At 39.0% G+C, this 16,040-nt stretch carries 19 protein-coding genes and 1 other annotated feature; of the genes, 17 read left to right on the forward strand and 2 right to left on the reverse strand.

Annotation, left to right across the window (positions count from 1 at the left end):
• From mreC to pheA, 13 genes are all read left to right on the forward strand, one after another.
• The coding region (gene mreC, locus AC11ZT_RS10980; protein ID WP_484059630.1) for a rod shape-determining protein MreC at window positions 1-718 on the forward strand (718 nt) is incomplete at its 5' end.
• Window positions 719-731: 13 nt separating this feature from the next.
• Window positions 732-1,247 carry a rod shape-determining protein MreD gene (gene mreD, locus AC11ZT_RS10985; protein ID WP_484059631.1) on the forward strand — a complete coding sequence of 172 codons (516 nt, stop codon included), beginning with the start codon at window positions 732-734 and terminating at the stop codon, window positions 1,245-1,247.
• 53 nt (window positions 1,248-1,300) lie between these two features.
• Window positions 1,301-1,984, forward strand: a complete 684-nt coding sequence (gene minC, locus AC11ZT_RS10990; protein ID WP_484059632.1) for a septum site-determining protein MinC — start codon at window positions 1,301-1,303, stop codon at window positions 1,982-1,984.
• Window positions 1,985-1,986: 2 nt separating this feature from the next.
• Window positions 1,987-2,784: a septum site-determining protein MinD gene (gene minD, locus AC11ZT_RS10995; RefSeq protein ID WP_484059633.1), complete on the forward strand. Its 798-nt coding sequence runs from the start codon at window positions 1,987-1,989 to the stop codon at window positions 2,782-2,784.
• Between the two features lie 152 nt (window positions 2,785-2,936).
• Window positions 2,937-3,680: a peptidoglycan DD-metalloendopeptidase family protein gene (locus AC11ZT_RS11000; protein WP_484059634.1), complete on the forward strand. Its 744-nt coding sequence runs from the start codon at window positions 2,937-2,939 to the stop codon at window positions 3,678-3,680.
• Complete coding sequence (locus tag AC11ZT_RS11005) at window positions 3,673-4,530, forward strand: M50 family metallopeptidase (RefSeq protein ID WP_484059635.1); 858 nt, start codon at window positions 3,673-3,675, stop codon at window positions 4,528-4,530. The genes AC11ZT_RS11000 and AC11ZT_RS11005 overlap by 8 nt, the downstream gene beginning before the upstream one ends.
• A gap of 81 nt (window positions 4,531-4,611) precedes the next feature.
• Window positions 4,612-6,012: an Rne/Rng family ribonuclease gene (locus AC11ZT_RS11010; protein ID WP_484059636.1), complete on the forward strand. Its 1,401-nt coding sequence runs from the start codon at window positions 4,612-4,614 to the stop codon at window positions 6,010-6,012.
• Between the two features lie 67 nt (window positions 6,013-6,079).
• Window positions 6,080-6,154: a sequence feature (ribosomal protein L21 leader region), on the forward strand.
• A 14-nt stretch (window positions 6,155-6,168) separates the two neighbouring features.
• Complete coding sequence (gene rplU, locus AC11ZT_RS11015) at window positions 6,169-6,477, forward strand: 50S ribosomal protein L21 (protein ID WP_484059637.1); 309 nt, start codon at window positions 6,169-6,171, stop codon at window positions 6,475-6,477.
• A 7-nt stretch (window positions 6,478-6,484) separates the two neighbouring features.
• A complete protein-coding gene (locus AC11ZT_RS11020) occupies window positions 6,485-6,814 on the forward strand; it encodes a ribosomal-processing cysteine protease Prp (protein WP_484059638.1) in 330 nt (109 codons plus the stop codon).
• A gap of 12 nt (window positions 6,815-6,826) precedes the next feature.
• The gene (rpmA, locus tag AC11ZT_RS11025; protein WP_379965845.1) at window positions 6,827-7,111 is read left to right on the forward strand and encodes a 50S ribosomal protein L27; all 285 of its coding nucleotides are present in this window, start codon (window positions 6,827-6,829) and stop codon (window positions 7,109-7,111) included.
• Window positions 7,112-7,177: 66 nt separating this feature from the next.
• Window positions 7,178-7,714, forward strand: coding sequence for a Spo0B C-terminal domain-containing protein (locus tag AC11ZT_RS11030; protein ID WP_484059639.1), 537 nt, complete (start codon window positions 7,178-7,180; stop codon window positions 7,712-7,714).
• A gap of 17 nt (window positions 7,715-7,731) precedes the next feature.
• Window positions 7,732-9,015: a GTPase ObgE gene (gene obgE, locus AC11ZT_RS11035; RefSeq protein ID WP_484059640.1), complete on the forward strand. Its 1,284-nt coding sequence runs from the start codon at window positions 7,732-7,734 to the stop codon at window positions 9,013-9,015.
• Between the two features lie 126 nt (window positions 9,016-9,141).
• Window positions 9,142-9,993, forward strand: a complete 852-nt coding sequence (pheA, locus tag AC11ZT_RS11040; protein ID WP_484059641.1) for a prephenate dehydratase — start codon at window positions 9,142-9,144, stop codon at window positions 9,991-9,993.
• 50 nt (window positions 9,994-10,043) lie between these two features.
• Here the strand turns inward: pheA and AC11ZT_RS11045 are convergent, their stop codons facing one another.
• Window positions 10,044-10,589 carry a 3H domain-containing protein gene (locus AC11ZT_RS11045; RefSeq protein ID WP_484059642.1) on the reverse strand — a complete coding sequence of 182 codons (546 nt, stop codon included), beginning with the start codon at window positions 10,587-10,589 and terminating at the stop codon, window positions 10,044-10,046.
• Window positions 10,586-11,734: an IscS subfamily cysteine desulfurase gene (locus AC11ZT_RS11050; protein WP_484059643.1), complete on the reverse strand. Its 1,149-nt coding sequence runs from the start codon at window positions 11,732-11,734 to the stop codon at window positions 10,586-10,588. The genes AC11ZT_RS11045 and AC11ZT_RS11050 overlap by 4 nt, the downstream gene beginning before the upstream one ends.
• 126 nt (window positions 11,735-11,860) lie before the next feature.
• On the opposite strand from AC11ZT_RS11050, the gene nadB reads away from it, so the two are divergent.
• The 4 genes from nadB to safA all read left to right on the forward strand — a co-directional run.
• A complete protein-coding gene (gene nadB / locus AC11ZT_RS11055) occupies window positions 11,861-13,384 on the forward strand; it encodes an L-aspartate oxidase (protein ID WP_484059644.1) in 1,524 nt (507 codons plus the stop codon).
• Window positions 13,385-13,402: 18 nt separating this feature from the next.
• A complete protein-coding gene (gene nadC, locus AC11ZT_RS11060; RefSeq protein WP_484059645.1) occupies window positions 13,403-14,245 on the forward strand; it encodes a carboxylating nicotinate-nucleotide diphosphorylase in 843 nt (280 codons plus the stop codon).
• Window positions 14,242-15,348, forward strand: a complete 1,107-nt coding sequence (gene nadA, locus AC11ZT_RS11065) for a quinolinate synthase NadA (RefSeq protein WP_484059646.1) — start codon at window positions 14,242-14,244, stop codon at window positions 15,346-15,348. Before nadC ends, nadA begins: the two co-directional genes overlap by 4 nt.
• A gap of 168 nt (window positions 15,349-15,516) precedes the next feature.
• The coding region (gene safA / locus AC11ZT_RS11070) for a SafA/ExsA family spore coat assembly protein (RefSeq protein ID WP_484059647.1) at window positions 15,517-16,040 on the forward strand (524 nt) is incomplete at its 3' end.

A 16,040-nucleotide genomic window follows, 5' to 3' on the forward strand; every position in this document is an offset into this window, starting at 1 on the left:
GGTTGTGCAAAGGGTATTCGAGAAACCCGCACAATATGTTGCGGGCTTCTTTCAGAATGTAGAAGATATTAAGGTTACATATGAAGAAAATAAGGCGTTAAAAGCAAAGCTTGATAAATATGCTGAGCTTTCTTCCAAAGTAGGAACGCTATCAAAGGAAAATGAAGAGTTGCGTGCAATACTGGGGAAAAAGGATTCTCTAAGCTATTTAGATCCTTTACAAGCTACTGTTATTGGTCGTAATCCAGATAAATGGTATGACTTGGTAGCAATTGATAAAGGAGCCCAACAAGGCGTTCAAAAAGATATGGCCGTAATTACTGATAAAGGTTTGATTGGAAAAGTAAAAAGTGTTTCACAATTTACTTCTACAGTAGAATTACTTAGCTCCGTTACACGCACGAATCGTATTTCAGCTGTCGTACAAGAGGATCAAACAATATTTGGATTAATTGAAGGATATGATAAAGATAAACAAGCACTTGTTTTTACAAAAATCCCTTCGAATTCAAATGTGAAAAAAGATCAGTATGTTGTAACATCTGGCTACGGTGGGATATTTCCAAAGGGATTGGTTATTGGTAAAATTGTAGATGTAACACCAGATGACTACGGTTTAACACAAACTGCATATGTTAAGCCAGAAGCTGATTTTAATAATATCGATAATGTCATTGTTGCAAAACGAACGATGCCATCGTCAGATCAATTGAAGTAGGGGGAAGAATACAATGAAAAAACTGATTCTTCCTTTTCTTCTCCTTATTGCTTTTGCATTAGAAAATGTATTTTCTACTTTTGTACCAAGTAATCTTTTTGGAGAAAAAAGTATAGCTGCTCCTCATTTTCTATTTATTATACTGTTATTTATCGTAGTATACTATAATTCTACGAATGGTATCTTATTTTCATTGCTATTCGGATTTATTGTTGATATTGTATATACAGAACTAATAGGAATGTATTTATTTGCATTTCCACTTTTTGCATATTTGGTTGCCAATGCGATGCGAATACTCCAAGTGAACCTATTTATTGTTTCCACACTCGTTCTTGTTAGTGTTGGCGTGCTGGAGTACTATGTGTATGGCTTTTTACTATTAATAGGGCGAACAGATTTATCGGCCAATGTATTTTTTACAGAAAGATTTCTTCCAACTCTACTTTTAAATCTTATTTTTTTAGTTATTTTTTGTTTTCCATTGCGAAAATATATTTTACGCCTTCTTAATTCCGTAGAGGACTAATAAAGAAGGATTATCTTATTATATGTCGAATTAAATCGTTGGGGTGAGTGTTGGTGATGGAACGTAAGCAGCAATACGTAACGATAAAGGGAACGAAAGATGGACTTACTTTACATCTTGATGATTCCTGCTCCTTTCAGGAACTATTGCAAGAAATTGATGATAAACTTTCAACTAGTCATTATGCTAGCGGAGAGCGTCCGCTCATTGAAGTGCAGGTGAAAGTGGGAAATCGATATGTAACGCCACGCCAAGAAGAAGATTTAAGAACCTTAATTCGTAATAAAAAAAGTCTTGTTGTTGGTACAATTGAAAGTGAAGTTGTAACAAAGGAACAAGCATTAGAGTGGAAAAGAGAGACGGAAATTACGTCTGTAACAAGGGTCATTCGTTCCGGACAAACATTAGAAGTACAAGGTGATCTTCTTTTAATTGGTGATGTTAATCCTGGTGGAAAGGTTCTGGCGGGAGGAAATATTTTTATCATTGGGGCACTACGTGGATCAGCACATGCAGGCTATTATGGGAATAGAAAAGCAATTATTGCTGCATCTGTTATGAAACCACTACAAATTAAAATTGATGATGTTTTGAATCATTCAATAGACGCTACGGATAGCGGACATGAAATGGAATGCGCCTACATTAATCAAAACAATCAACTAGTCGTTGGACGCATCCAGCTTCTTACTCATCTTAGACCGAATTTAACTAGGCTAGAAAGGGGAATTAGTTAGCTGTGGGAGAGGCAATTGTAATTACATCTGGAAAAGGCGGAGTCGGAAAAACAACGACATCAGCAAATCTTGGGACTGCTCTAGCTATATCTGGTAAAAAAGTGTGCTTGGTTGACACGGATATTGGACTTCGAAACTTAGACGTGGTAATGGGACTTGAAAATCGAATTGTTTTTGATCTTGTAAATGTTGTAGAAGGCACTTGCCGTTTGCCACAAGCGTTAATTAAGGACAAACGATTTGATGATTTGTATCTATTACCTGCAGCTCAAACAAGTGATAAAACAGCTGTAAATCCTGAACAAATCAAAGAAATTATTAATGAATTGCGCCAAGATTTTGATTACATACTTATTGATTGTCCAGCTGGAATCGAACAAGGGTTTAAAAATGCTATTGCGGGGGCAGATAAAGCAATTGTTGTCACCACTCCAGAAGTATCATCTATGCGTGATGCAGACCGTATTATTGGTTTGCTCGAAACAGAAGATATTGAACCCCCTAAGCTAATTATTAACCGAGTTCGTGGCCATATGTTAAAGAATCATGAAATGCTTGATGTAGATGAGATTGTTAGAACCCTTTCCATTGAACTCATTGGTGTTGTGGAAGATGATGATTTAGTCATCAAGGCAACAAACACAGGAGAGCCTGTTGCTTTGTACCCAACAGGAAAAGCTGCCATTGCCTATCGAAACATTGCAAGACGTTTACTAGGAGAATCAGTTCCCCTGCAATCCCTTGATGCAGATAAGGCAAGTGTTATAACAAAAGTTCGACATTTCTTCGGCTTAAAATAAGTTCTTTATAATTGTAGGATCTTTGTTAGATAGTAGAATAGGGTTGCCTCAAAAAAGCAGACAAAGTGTATTTTGTCTGCTTTTCTTACGTGCATATCTCGTTCGGACAACTCATACATATGTACAAAGAACTAGTAGAGGATGGGGACGAAATGAAAAAAAAGCAACTGGATCAAATTCGAAAACAAATTGCCAAACGAAAGGCTGAGAGGCAACATGTTCCATCTTGGCAAGAAGTAGAGAAATTCGTTTTGCCTGTTGATGAGCCAATTTCCCTTCCTGCTGAAGAACATTCACAGGAACATCCCCTGTTTCGAAAAGAAATATTTTTTATGAAAGTATTATTTTCCTCTATTCTCGTACTCGGAACGGCCATAGTAATGAAGAATTCCTCCCCTTCTCTTCAGGAAGTACGTAATACGATAAAATCGACAATGCAGGAGGAATTTCAGTTTGCATCTGTTTCCAAGTGGTATGAACAGCAGTTTGGTAAACCACTAACCTTTCTCCCTTCCTCTGAAATTAAGGATAGTACAGCTACATATGCAGTTCCTGCTTCGGGAAAGGTATTGCAAACGTTCAAATCTAATGGTCAAGGAGTTCTTGTGCAAACAAGTAGTAATGCGGTTGTTGATGTGGTTGATGAAGGTGTGGCAATTTTCGTTGGGAAAAAATCAGACCTTGGAAATACAATTATTGTGCAGCATAGTGATGGAACAGAGTCTTGGTATGGTAATTTATCACAAATGTCTGTTTCTGTATACGATTCTGTAAAAAAGCAACAAAAAATTGGTGTTGTTCAAAATGATGCAAATGGGAAAACAGGCAATTTCTACTTCGCTATGAAGAAAAATGAAAAATTTATCGATCCGATTCAGGTGATTTCCTTTGAATAAATATGAGGGTATGTTTCGTAAATTTTCGATTCATCCTTTATTTTGGGGTGTTATTTGTATTGGTGTATGGACGGCGCATTTTAAAGAATTAATGGTCCTTTTTTTGATTGTTTTTTTTCATGAATTAGGCCATGCATCTGCGGCTACACATTATAATTGGCGTATTCGAAGAATTCAACTTTTGCCTTTTGGCGGCGTAGCTGAAATGGAGGAACATGGGAATAAACCAATTAAGGAAGAGGTCATAGTCATTTTGGCAGGGCCAGTTCAGCATATTTGGATGGTGCTTCTCGCATATATTTTACATGAAAATGGTTGGATGAGTGAGAGTGCATACACCTTTTTTTTATGGAATAATTTATCTATTTTTTTCATTAATTTTCTCCCTGTTTGGCCATTGGACGGAGGAAAACTTTTGTTTTGTATCTATTCAATGGGGACATCGTATATACAAGCGCATCGTATGATGTTAGTTACGTCAGTCATATTTGTTACCCTTTGCATTTTAGGCGGCTTGCTATGGAACAAAACAAATATTACAATGTGGACGATGCTCGTTTTTTTACTTATTTCATTGTATCATGAGTGGAAACAGCAGCCTTATGCATTTTTACGGTTTCTGCTTGAAAGGTATTATAATAAAGCAACAACCCTTCGTAGCATTACCTCCATTTCGGCAAATAAAAGTGATCCACTATTTGCAGTATTCATGAAATTTCGCCGAGGTTATAAACATTCTGTTATTATTAAGGGAAAGGATAGGCAGTATATATTAGACGAAAATGAACTACTATATGCTTACTTTTCGGAGAAACGAACTCGTTCCTCTGTAGGGGAACTGATTGGATAGTCTGTTAGAAAGAAGGATAGAGACAGGTAAGGGATCCATTCTTTACCTGTCTTGCGAAATACATAAAGTGGGGAATCATACATGCGAACGTTATATATGAATATGGTAGGAGCAGAAAAACGAATTGCGTTAGAGGAAGAGGGAAAGATTGTAGAATTTTTCTTCCATCGACCAGATGATGATGAAATTGTTGGTAATTTGTACCAAGCAAGGATAACACGCGTGCTACCGGGTATGCAGGCAGCCTTTGTAGACATTGGTATGGACAAGCAAGCATACTTGCACCGTGATGATATTGCATTAGGAAATGGGCAGCCTATTTCACAGCTTGTTCAGCAAGGACAATCCTTGCTCGTACAAGTTATAAAGAATGCAGTAGATCAAAAGGGACCTAAACTGACTACAAAGATTGAATTGACAGGTAAGTATGTCGTTTACATGACTACAGATCCTATGGTTGCTATTTCTAGAAATATTGAAGATGCTTCTAAGCGAAATGAGCTACAGGAGCTTGGAACAAAGCTTGGTGGAGGATTAATTTTTCGAACAGCTTGTAAGGAATCTTCGCTTTCTACTGTAAGAATGGAAGTTGAAAAATTAAAGGAAATCTATGAAAGTAAAGTACATTATAATGGAAATATACCTGCGCTCGTTCACTCTTCTCAGTCCTTTCTTGACCGTGTTCTGAAGCAAATACCTTCTCATACGATTTCCACAATCTATGTAGATGATTCCTCGGTGTATAAAGATGTGGTAAGACAAGTAGGCAAAGAAAAGGCAATCTTATATAAGGACAAACAGTCTCTATTTGATTATTTTCATATTGAGCAACAGTTGGAACAGGCCGTTAAAAAAGTTGTGTGGCTTGAGAACGGTGCCTACCTCCTTATTGAACAAATGGAAACGATGACAGTTATTGATGTGAATACAGGTAAATATACAGGGAAGATGGAGCAAACAGATACAATCCTGCAAACAAACTTGCATGCTGCAACTGAAATAGCTAGGCAGTTGCGAATTCGTGATATTGGTGGAATGATTGCTATTGATTTTATAAATATGAAGGAAGAATCGAGTAAAGAGCAAGTGAAGCGAGCTCTTATAGCTGCCCTTAAAAAGGATAGTACAACTACCCGTGTTTTTTCTTTTACTGCACTCGGTATTTTAGAGATGACAAGAAAACGCAAGAAAAAATCACTTCGCGATTATATTCTTGCTCCTTGTATATGCTGTAACAATGGATTTGCACTTGCTCCGAGTACGGCTGCTTATCAATTGCAGCGTGAGTTGCTACAATATAAAGATTCAGATTATGAAGCGGTATTAGTTGAAGCTTCCTCTGACTTACAGGAACAATTTCGTAAGCTACAACTTAATCAGGTTTTATCGGTTGAGGTCTCCTTTGTAACGAATGAAGTTCACATGTATCAGGTTCGTTTGTTTGGTACAAAGCATGAAATAGAAGAGCGGAAAAACAAATAGTCTTTGTTGACATCACTATGCTTTCGTGATAGTATTTTCATGTTATAGTTTATAGCACCCATTTCGCTATATACTACAACCGCACAAAATGGGTTTGCAAAGACGAAAGTCTACCTTATTTTTGGCGAGTCTGAGTAATTAAGAGGAGGTGCAAATATGTACGCAATTATTGAAACTGGTGGTAAACAACTTAAAGTTGAAGCAGGTCAAGCAATCTACGTTGAAAAACTTGATGTAGAAGCTGGTGAAACAGTAACATTCGACAAAGTTCTTTTCGTTGGTGGTGAAACTACGAAAGTAGGTAGCCCTGTTGTGGAAGGTGCAACAGTTACAGCGAAAGTTGAAAAACAAGGTCGCGCTAAGAAAATTATCGTTTTCAAATACAAAGCGAAAAAGAACAACCGCAAAAAGCAAGGACATCGTCAACCTTATACGAAGCTTGTAATCGAAGCAATCAACGCGTAAGTTTGATATGATTAAAGTTACAATCAATCGCACTGCAGATGGTATTAAATCGTTTGAAATGACTGGACATGCCGATTTTGCAAAGCACGGACAAGACATTGTTTGTGCTGGTGCATCTGCTGTCGTGTTTGGATCAATCAATGCGATTGAAGCACTTTGTGGTGTGAAGGCGAGAGTAAACCTTGGTAAAGACGGCGGTTACTTACTATACACATTGCCTAAGCTAGACAGCGATACGTTTCAAAGGGCACAATTGCTCTTAGAGGGTATGCTTGTTTCGCTAAAAACTATTGAGTTAGACTACGGCAAGTATATTCAAATTCATGAAATGATATAGGAGGTGTAATAGATGTTAAGATTGAATCTTCAATTCTTCTCCTCTAAAAAAGGGGTAGGTAGTACAAAGAACGGTCGTGATTCTAATTCCAAACGTCTTGGTGCTAAACGTGCTGATGGACAATTCGTAACAGGAGGAAGCATTCTCTTCCGCCAACGTGGTACGAAAATTTATCCAGGAGTTAACGTTGGCCGTGGCGGAGATGATACTCTTTTTGCAACGACTGACGGTGTTGTACGCTTCGAGCGTCTAGGCCGTGATCGCAAGCAAGTGAGTGTATATCCTCAAGAAGCATAATGAAACTCACGGAAAACTCTAACCTGGGTGCAGGTTAGAGTTTTTCTATATTAAAGGGGTAGTAGCATGGACAAAAAATGGACGGTTGTGGATGCTCTTAGACATTCACGTCATGATTGGCTTAATCGACTACAATTAGTGAAATCTCATCTTTCCCTTGGCGGGGTAGATCGAGTACACGAGCTAATCGAAGAATTCGTAGGAGAAGCACAACAGGAAGCACGTCTCATAAATTTGAAAATGCCTCTTTTTGCAGAGCTATTACTCACCTATAGTTGGAATTCTCCTCCTTGTGAATTAGATTTTGAAGTACTTGGAGAAGAACAACTACCTCTTACCCATCTAGATCAACCTTTGACAACGTGGACAGAACAATTTTTCTACCTGTTGCATCGTTCATTGGATCATCACACTGAAAATCATCTATCTGTAACCGTAGAGCAAGAAGCTGAAGAGACAAAGATTTATTTTGATTTTCGAGGTAAGCTACTCGATACTCATGCGATAGAATGTTGGCTTATAAAGTGTAAAGAAGAGCAAAATAATTTTATATATTCGATACAACATGAAGAAATTTGCATTGAAATGCAACCAATCGAATAGGAAAGAGTGGTGAAGGTATGTTCGTAGATCGAGTTAAAGTATTTGTAAAGGGCGGAGACGGCGGTAATGGCATGGTGGCCTTTCGTCGTGAAAAGTATGTTCCCATGGGTGGCCCAGCAGGCGGAGATGGCGGAAAAGGCGGAAATGTTGTATTCGTTGTCGAAGAAGGCTTGCGAACATTAATGGATTTCCGTTATCAACATCATTTTAAAGCGCCACGCGGCGAACATGGTATGGGCAAAGGACAGCATGGTAGAAATGCAGAGGATATGATTGTTAAAGTTCCGCCTGGCACGATTGTGTCTGATGAGGATACAGGAGTTGTCATTGCCGATTTAGTTACACACGGACAAAAAGCAATTATCGCAAAAGCAGGCCGAGGAGGCCGAGGAAACATTCGATTTGCTTCTCCTGCAAACCCTGCACCGGAAATCGCAGAAAACGGGGAACCAGGGCAAGAGCGTAATATTATTCTTGAGCTAAAAGTACTCGCAGATGTAGGGTTAGTAGGATTTCCAAGTGTAGGGAAGTCTACGCTTCTTTCGGTAGTATCTTCGGCTCGTCCGAAAATAGCAGAGTATCATTTTACTACGATTGTACCGAATTTAGGGGTAGTGGAAACTGAAGATGGACGCAGTTTTGTTATGGCGGATCTTCCAGGGCTTATCGAAGGCGCTCATGAAGGAGTTGGCCTTGGACATCAATTTTTACGTCATATTGAACGTACTCGCGTAATTGTGCATGTCATAGATATGTCCGCTATGGAAGGAAGAGATCCGTACGAGGACTATGTAACCATTAACAAAGAGTTATCCGAATATAATCTTCGTCTAACAGAACGTCCGCAACTTATTGTTGCAAATAAAATGGATATGCCTGATGCTGAAGAAAATTTAAAAGTATTTAAAGAAAAATTAAATACGAATGCACAAATTTTTCCGATTTCTGCGGTGACAAGACACGGTGTACGTGATTTACTCTTTGCAATCGCTAATTTATTAGAGACTACACCTCAGTTTCCGCTGGAAGAAATTGAAGAGGCTCCATCAACAGTTATGTATAAGTTTGAAAAGAAGCCGGTTGATTTTCACATTACGAAGCAAAGTGATGGATCTTTCGATGTGAGCGGACAAGAACTAGAGAAATTATTTAAAATGACAGACTTTACACGTGATGAGTCTGTTCGTCGATTTGCCCGCCAGTTGCGAGGGATGGGTATTGATGAAGCACTTCGCGAGCGCGGAGCCAAAAATGGAAATACCGTTCGAATTTTAGAATATGAATTTGAATTTATCGACTGAGGCTGCTTGTTTATACAAGCGGCTTTTTTATTTAATCTTTTTTTGTAAGAATATTCGAATTTATTATAGTAGAAACGACTACTTCATGTTATAACTAGAAACATACCAATTAGAGGAGAGAAATTCATGACGTATCGTGTAGGATATTTAGGACCAGAGGCAACATTTACGCATATGGCGGTGAATCGCCAGTTTCCAGAAGCTGATCGCATTCCGTATGCAACCATTCCGGACTGTATGGATGCGGTAGCAGACGGGGCTATAGATTTTGCAGTCGTACCACTTGAAAATGCTATTGAAGGATCGGTGAATATTACCATTGATTATTTAATTCATGAGCAATCCCTTTACATTGTTGGAGAGATTACGATTCCGGTGCGGCAGCATTTGCTTGTACATCCAAGCCGTGAAGTGACGTGGAAAGATACCGAAGTTGTTTATTCACATCCGCATGCTTTAGCACAGTGCCATAAGTTTTTGAACACCCATGTTAAAGAGGCTCGTTTGGAGGAAATGAATAGCACGAGTGCGGCCGCTCAGTATGTAATGGAGCATCCCGAATATTCAATTGCTGCAATCGCAAATGAATTAGCGGCTGAAAAGTATGGACTTGTTGCTGTACAAAAGGATATTCATACGTATCAAAACAATCGTACAAAGTTTATCGTGTTACATAAACAGAAAAATGAGGAACTTGCCTTTCATGGACAGAAGCAAGGGGAGAAAACAACGCTGATGATTACGATGCCTTCTGATTATGCAGGAGCTTTGTATCAAGTTCTCGCAGCATTTGCATGGAGAAAACTAAATTTAAGTAAAATTGAATCGAGACCGGTGAAAACAGGACTCGGCAATTATTTCTTCTTAATTGATGTTGAAGGACCGTTTGACTCGATTTTATTGCCAAATGCAAAACTAGAGCTAGAGGCTTTAGGATACCAAGTATCGTCTCTTGGTCATTACCCTTGCTATGAATAAGAACGAGTGTAACCAAGAATAAGGAGAGTTCCCCCTTTCGGTCACTCTCCTTATTCTTCTAACAAAATATTAGCCTTTTCTAGGGCAAGACACACGCTATCAAGCTTCTGAACAGAATCTGCTTTGATTGTATGGAGATGAATGCCTCCGGTTAGCTGTAATAGGTAGGATGCCTTTGTAGCATATACTTTCTTCATATATTGCTCGACCTCATGGCGATTGCTTACCATAATGAGAGCTGTTAAATCACCGTAAATGGGGTGCTCCACCTTTACATCCTCCACCGTAACACCGTGATCGACAATAATCGTTAATTCTTCTTGCACGCGTTCGGGTGGATGCATACATGCAATTACTCTTTCAAAGCTAGGCTGCATTGCTTGAGATTTCATATATATATATCCTTGTGATGTTGCAATAATCGGTTCATTTCTTGCCTTCAGCAATGAGATGTCTTGTACAATCACTTGCCTACTTACATGGGTTTTTTTTGATAATTCACTGCCCGATAGAGGCTTATTTGCGTTAAGTAAGCATTCTAATATAAAGGTTCTCCGCTCTTCCCCTAAAATTTTCTTTTTATTCATATCGTTCATGGTACAACAGCGCCTCCAGAAAATTGATGAATCATCTTATCGATTACTTCAAGTGTAATTTGTATATGCTGTTCGGTTGTATGAGTTCCAAATGAAAATCGTACAAATTGTTTGGCTTTCTCATGACTTTTGCCAATAGCAAGCATTGTTTGGGATGGCTCTTGCTTATGACTATGACAAGCACTGCCGGTTGATATGGCAATTCCATTTCGATTGCATTCTAGCATTGTATATTGTCCTTCTATGCCCTCGATTGTAATGCCGACGACATTTGGAAGGTGCAACGTAGGGTGCCCCTCTATGGAAATAGAATGAGAAATGTTACAAAGGCCTTCACAAAATAGTTGTCGTAACGTTTCAATCCGTTTGGCTTCCTCTTTTTGCTTATTTATCATGATTTCAGCAGCTGTTAAAAATGAGGAAATACCTGGAACATTGACCGTGCCAGGCCGAAATCCATGTTCATGAGAAGTACCTTCCCATACGGGCTTCCAATGTATATTTGGATTCATGTAGCAGGCTCCAACCCCTTTTGGACCATATAGTTTATGGGCAGAAATGGATAAGGAATCTATATTCATTTTCTCTACATCAATTGGAATTTTTCCAAATGTTTGCACACAATCTGTATGAAATAGTATATCATGCTTTTTCAATAATGAACCGATTTCTGTAAGTCTTTGAATGGTTCCAATCTCAGAATTTGCATGCTGTATACTTGCTAGAACCGTATCACTTCGGATTGCCTTTTCAAGTGCAACCATATCGATTAAACCGAATGTATCAACAGGTATATACGTAATGGAAAATCCATGTGTCTCTAATTTGCGAAAATAGTTACGAATGGAGGCGTGTTCGATCTTAGTCGTAAGTATATGCTTCCCTTTTTTCGTATGTGCTAAAAGTAAGGAATGCAGAGCGATCATATTTGATTCAGAGCCGCCGCTCGTGAAGAAAATTCCTTCTTTCTCTCCATTTAGGAAGGTTGCAAGTTTTTTTCGGCAGGTCTGAAGCAGAGCACCTGCAAGCGAGCCTGTATCGTGTAAACTTTGTTCATTTCCAAAGTATTCGATATTTGCTTGTTGATACGTTTGTAATGCTTCTTTGCACATTGGTGTTGTAGCTGCGTAATCTAAATAAATCAAATAGTATTCTCCCCATTCCTGTGCACTTGTATTTTTATTCATATCTAAAAAAGTTCTTGTCATTATTTTAATAATATGTAAAGATAGGTGTCAAGACAGTTGTGTATATAATCAGGAGGCGAACCTATGCAACATGCGGACGTTCTCATTATTGGCAGTGGTATTGCCGCTCTATGTGTGGCAAAGCAAATTTGCAAAGAAAAGAATGTGATAATAATCACAAAGAAAACGAGAAAAGATAATAATTCTTGGATGGCCCAAGGAGGAATTGCCGCAGCGGTCGCTCCTACAGATCATTGGATGAACCATTACTATGATACGCTCCAAGCAGGTTGTCAGTATAACAACCGGGAGGCAGTAAGCTATCTCGTAGAGCAGGCACCAAATGAAATGATTCAATTGATAGAAAATGGTATGAAGTTTGATCGAAATGAGAAGGGATTGAGTCTTGGTAAAGAAGGAGCACATGGTACGAACCGTATACTGCATGCTGGCGGGGATGCGACAGGCAAGCATGTCCTTACCCATATTAGAAAACAGGTTTTAGGGAATGTAACAATTGTAGAGAATGAAATGGTAATCGATTTAGTTACTCAGGGCGGCGCTTGTATCGGAGTATTGACGCGAGATCAAAAGAATAGGATTAAAGTGTATTATACTCCGTACACTGTACTAGCAACGGGGGGGATAGGCTCCCTCTACTCCTTTAGCTCTAATAATGAAACAATTACAGGGGACGGGATTGCGATGGCGTACCGAGCCGGTGCGGAAGTAACCGATTTGGAATTTGTACAATTTCATCCAACGATGCTTTATGTGAACAATCAATCCTGTGGTTTAGTGTCTGAGGCAGTTCGCGGAGAAGGAGCGATTTTGGTGAATTCCAAAGGAGAACGATTTATGCAAGGTATTCATCCATTAGCAGATCTTGCTCCAAGAGACATTGTAGCCCGTGCGATTCATCAACAGATTATGAACGGAGAAAAAGTATATTTAGACATTTCAATGATTGCTCATTTTTCCTCCCGCTTTCCTACGATTACTTCACTTTGTGAGGAACATGGAGTAGAGATTGCGAAAAAACGTATTCCAATCGTACCAGGTGCTCATTTTCATATGGGCGGAGTATATACCAATCTAGACGGAGAAACATCGATTCCGGGATTATATGCGGTGGGAGAAGTAGCGTGTAATGGTGTTCATGGTGCAAACCGGCTCGCTAGCAATTCTTTGTTAGAAGGAATTGTGTTTGGACATCGTCTTGGAGATTTCTTACGAAGACAGCGTAAGGAAATAACAAGGAAGGAACAAGCACGTAAAAGTATTACAAGAAAACAAGTAATTTTACCAACTGTACAAGAGATTCAACAGATGATGATGAAATATGTAGGCATTGTGAGAGATGAAGAAGGATTGCTTACAATGAAACAGTGGCTTACACCGTATAAAGACGTATCCATACATGAATCTCTCTCAAATGAGGAAGTAACCATTGTGAACATGGTGACCGTTGCCTATTTAATTACAACTTCTGCTCTAAAGCGACAAGAAAGTATCGGAGGACATTATCGAAGCGATTATCCGAAGATGAAACAAATTCATGAACCAATAGTATTGTCCAAAAAAAAGAAGGATCATCAATTGGTGTAGGAAGGGGAGTGTGAAACAATGAACCCGATTAAACTAAAACAAGCACTAGAATCTTTTTTTTTAGAAGATATGGGGGAGCGAGATGTTACATCTCAGCTCATTTTTCCTCGAAATTCCATGGCAACGGGAACATTTCTCATGAAACAGGATGGAATTATAGCAGGAACTGACATTATTACTACAGGGTTTCGACTTCTTGATCCTTCGGTTACTATAGAAATTTATAAACATGACGGGGAAGAGGTACACAAGGGGGAAATTCTTGCTAAGGTGAAGGGACCGATTGTAGCGCTGTTAACAGGAGAACGAGTTATATTAAATTTGATTCAGCGTATGAGTGGAATTGCGACGGCTACAAATGAAGCAGTAAAACAGCTAGATGATGATCATACACGTATTTGCGATACGAGAAAAACAATGCCAGGTCTTCGTATGTTTGATAAATACGCAGTTACATGTGGATCGGGTTATAATCACCGATTTGGCTTGTATGATGGGGTTATGATTAAAGACAACCATATCGCATTTGCTGGCTCGATTACGAAAGCAGTTACCATGGTAAAGCAGCAGCTAGGGCATATGGTGAAAATAGAGGTAGAAACGGAAACGAAGGAACAAGTACAAGAAGCAGTACAGGCAGGAGCAGATGTCATTATGTTTGACAACCGTTCACCGCAGGAGATAAAAGAATTTCGTCGCTTGGTACCAAAGGAAATTATAACAGAAGCATCGGGCGGTATTACTATTTCTAATTTAAAAGGGTATAGACAAACAGGTGTTGATTATATTTCACTTGGTATGCTTACTCATTCCGTTCAAGCGCTTGATGTAAGTTTTAATATTGAGGGAGTGAAGGCATGAGCATATTAGAACAAGCGAATCAAATGGGGCAATTTATGCTTCCGCAAAGGTATAGTCTTATGTCTCAGGAAGAAATGGAAGCGCGCGTCTTTGAGATTAAAGAAAAACTTGGGGAAAAACTTTTTATTCCGGGTCATCATTATCAAAAAGATGAAGTTATCCAATTTGCAGATGCAACAGGTGATTCCCTTCAGCTTGCACAGATTGCTGCAAAGAACAAGAAGGCAAAATATATTGTCTTTTGCGGTGTACACTTTATGGCAGAAACGGCTGATATTTTAACGACAGATGAACAGGTTGTTGTTTTGCCAGACATGCGTGCGGGATGTTCGATGGCTGATATGGCTGACATCTTTCAAACAGAACGGGCTTGGCGGTCGTTACAAAATGTATTTGGTGATACGATTTTGCCGTTAACCTATGTAAATTCAACAGCTGCTATTAAGGCATTTTGCGGTAGAAACGGCGGAGCAACCGTAACCTCTTCGAATGCTAAGGAAATGGTAACATGGGCATTTACCCAAAAAGAGCGTATATTGTTTTTGCCAGATCAACATTTAGGAAGAAACACCGCCTATGATTTAGGGGTACCGCTTAGTAAGATGGCTGTATGGGATCCGCATACGGATACGTTAGAATATGAAGGAAGAGCCGAAGATATACAAATTATTCTTTGGAAAGGACATTGTTCAGTCCATCAAAATTTTACCGTAAAGAATGTTGAATATATTCGAAAACAATATCCGGACATGGTAGTGATTGTACATCCGGAATGTTCGCGTGAAGTGGTAGCAGCATCTGATGAGGCTGGCTCCACAAAATATATTATTGATAGGATTTCGCAGGCGCCTCCAGGCAGCAAATGGGCGATTGGTACTGAAATGAATTTAGTTCAGCGGTTAATAAAGCAGCATTCAACTCAGCAGATTATGTCGTTAAACCCGTTCATGTGCCCTTGTTTAACGATGAACCGTATTGACTTGCCACATCTGTTATGGACATTGGAGTCATTGGAACGAAATGAAGTAGTAAATGTCATTGAAGTAGAGAAAAAAGTTGCAGAATATGCGAAGCTTGCTCTCCATCGCATGCTTGAATTGTAATAAAAATAAAACGGAATTTGTGTTGGAGGCGAGCAGCAATGCAGAGTCTCCTTTTTCTTTTTCACCTGCTCATAAAAAAATCGTTGCTTGCATACATTGTTGTGAAGTGGTACTGTGTGTTGATTGTGCAGTTTCTATCATAGAGAAGTCGCACAGGAGGGGGAAAATTTGAAAATTCATATTGTCCAAAAAGGAGATACACTTTGGAAAATTGCCAAAAAGTATGGCGTGAATTTCGAAGAGCTAAAGAATGTAAATGCTCAGCTTAGCAATCCAGATTTAATTATGCCAGGGATGAAAATAAAAGTTCCATCTGCAGATATACCTGTTAAATATACAGGATCTGGATCTGCACAGCCAAAAGAATACGTGAAGGAAGTACAACAGAAGGAATTTCCAGCAGAACCAAAACTTCTTTCTATACAAGAGGAAGAAGAACCAAAGATGAAAACAGACATTGTATCAGAGAAACCTGCTGAGCAAGCCCCGCAAAAAGAAGTACAGATGAAGTCGGTACAAAAAGAAGTACAGATGAAGCCGGTGCAAAAAGAAGTACAGACGAAGCCAGTGCAAAAAGAAACAAAGGTTGCACCTGTAGCGAAAAAAGAAGAGGCTGTAGTAAAAGCAGTAAAGGCTGTAGTAAAAGCTGCACAAAAGAAAGAAGAAGTGAAGTCAGTAGTCAAAAGTGAGCC

The organism is Ectobacillus sp., assembly GCF_056992975.1.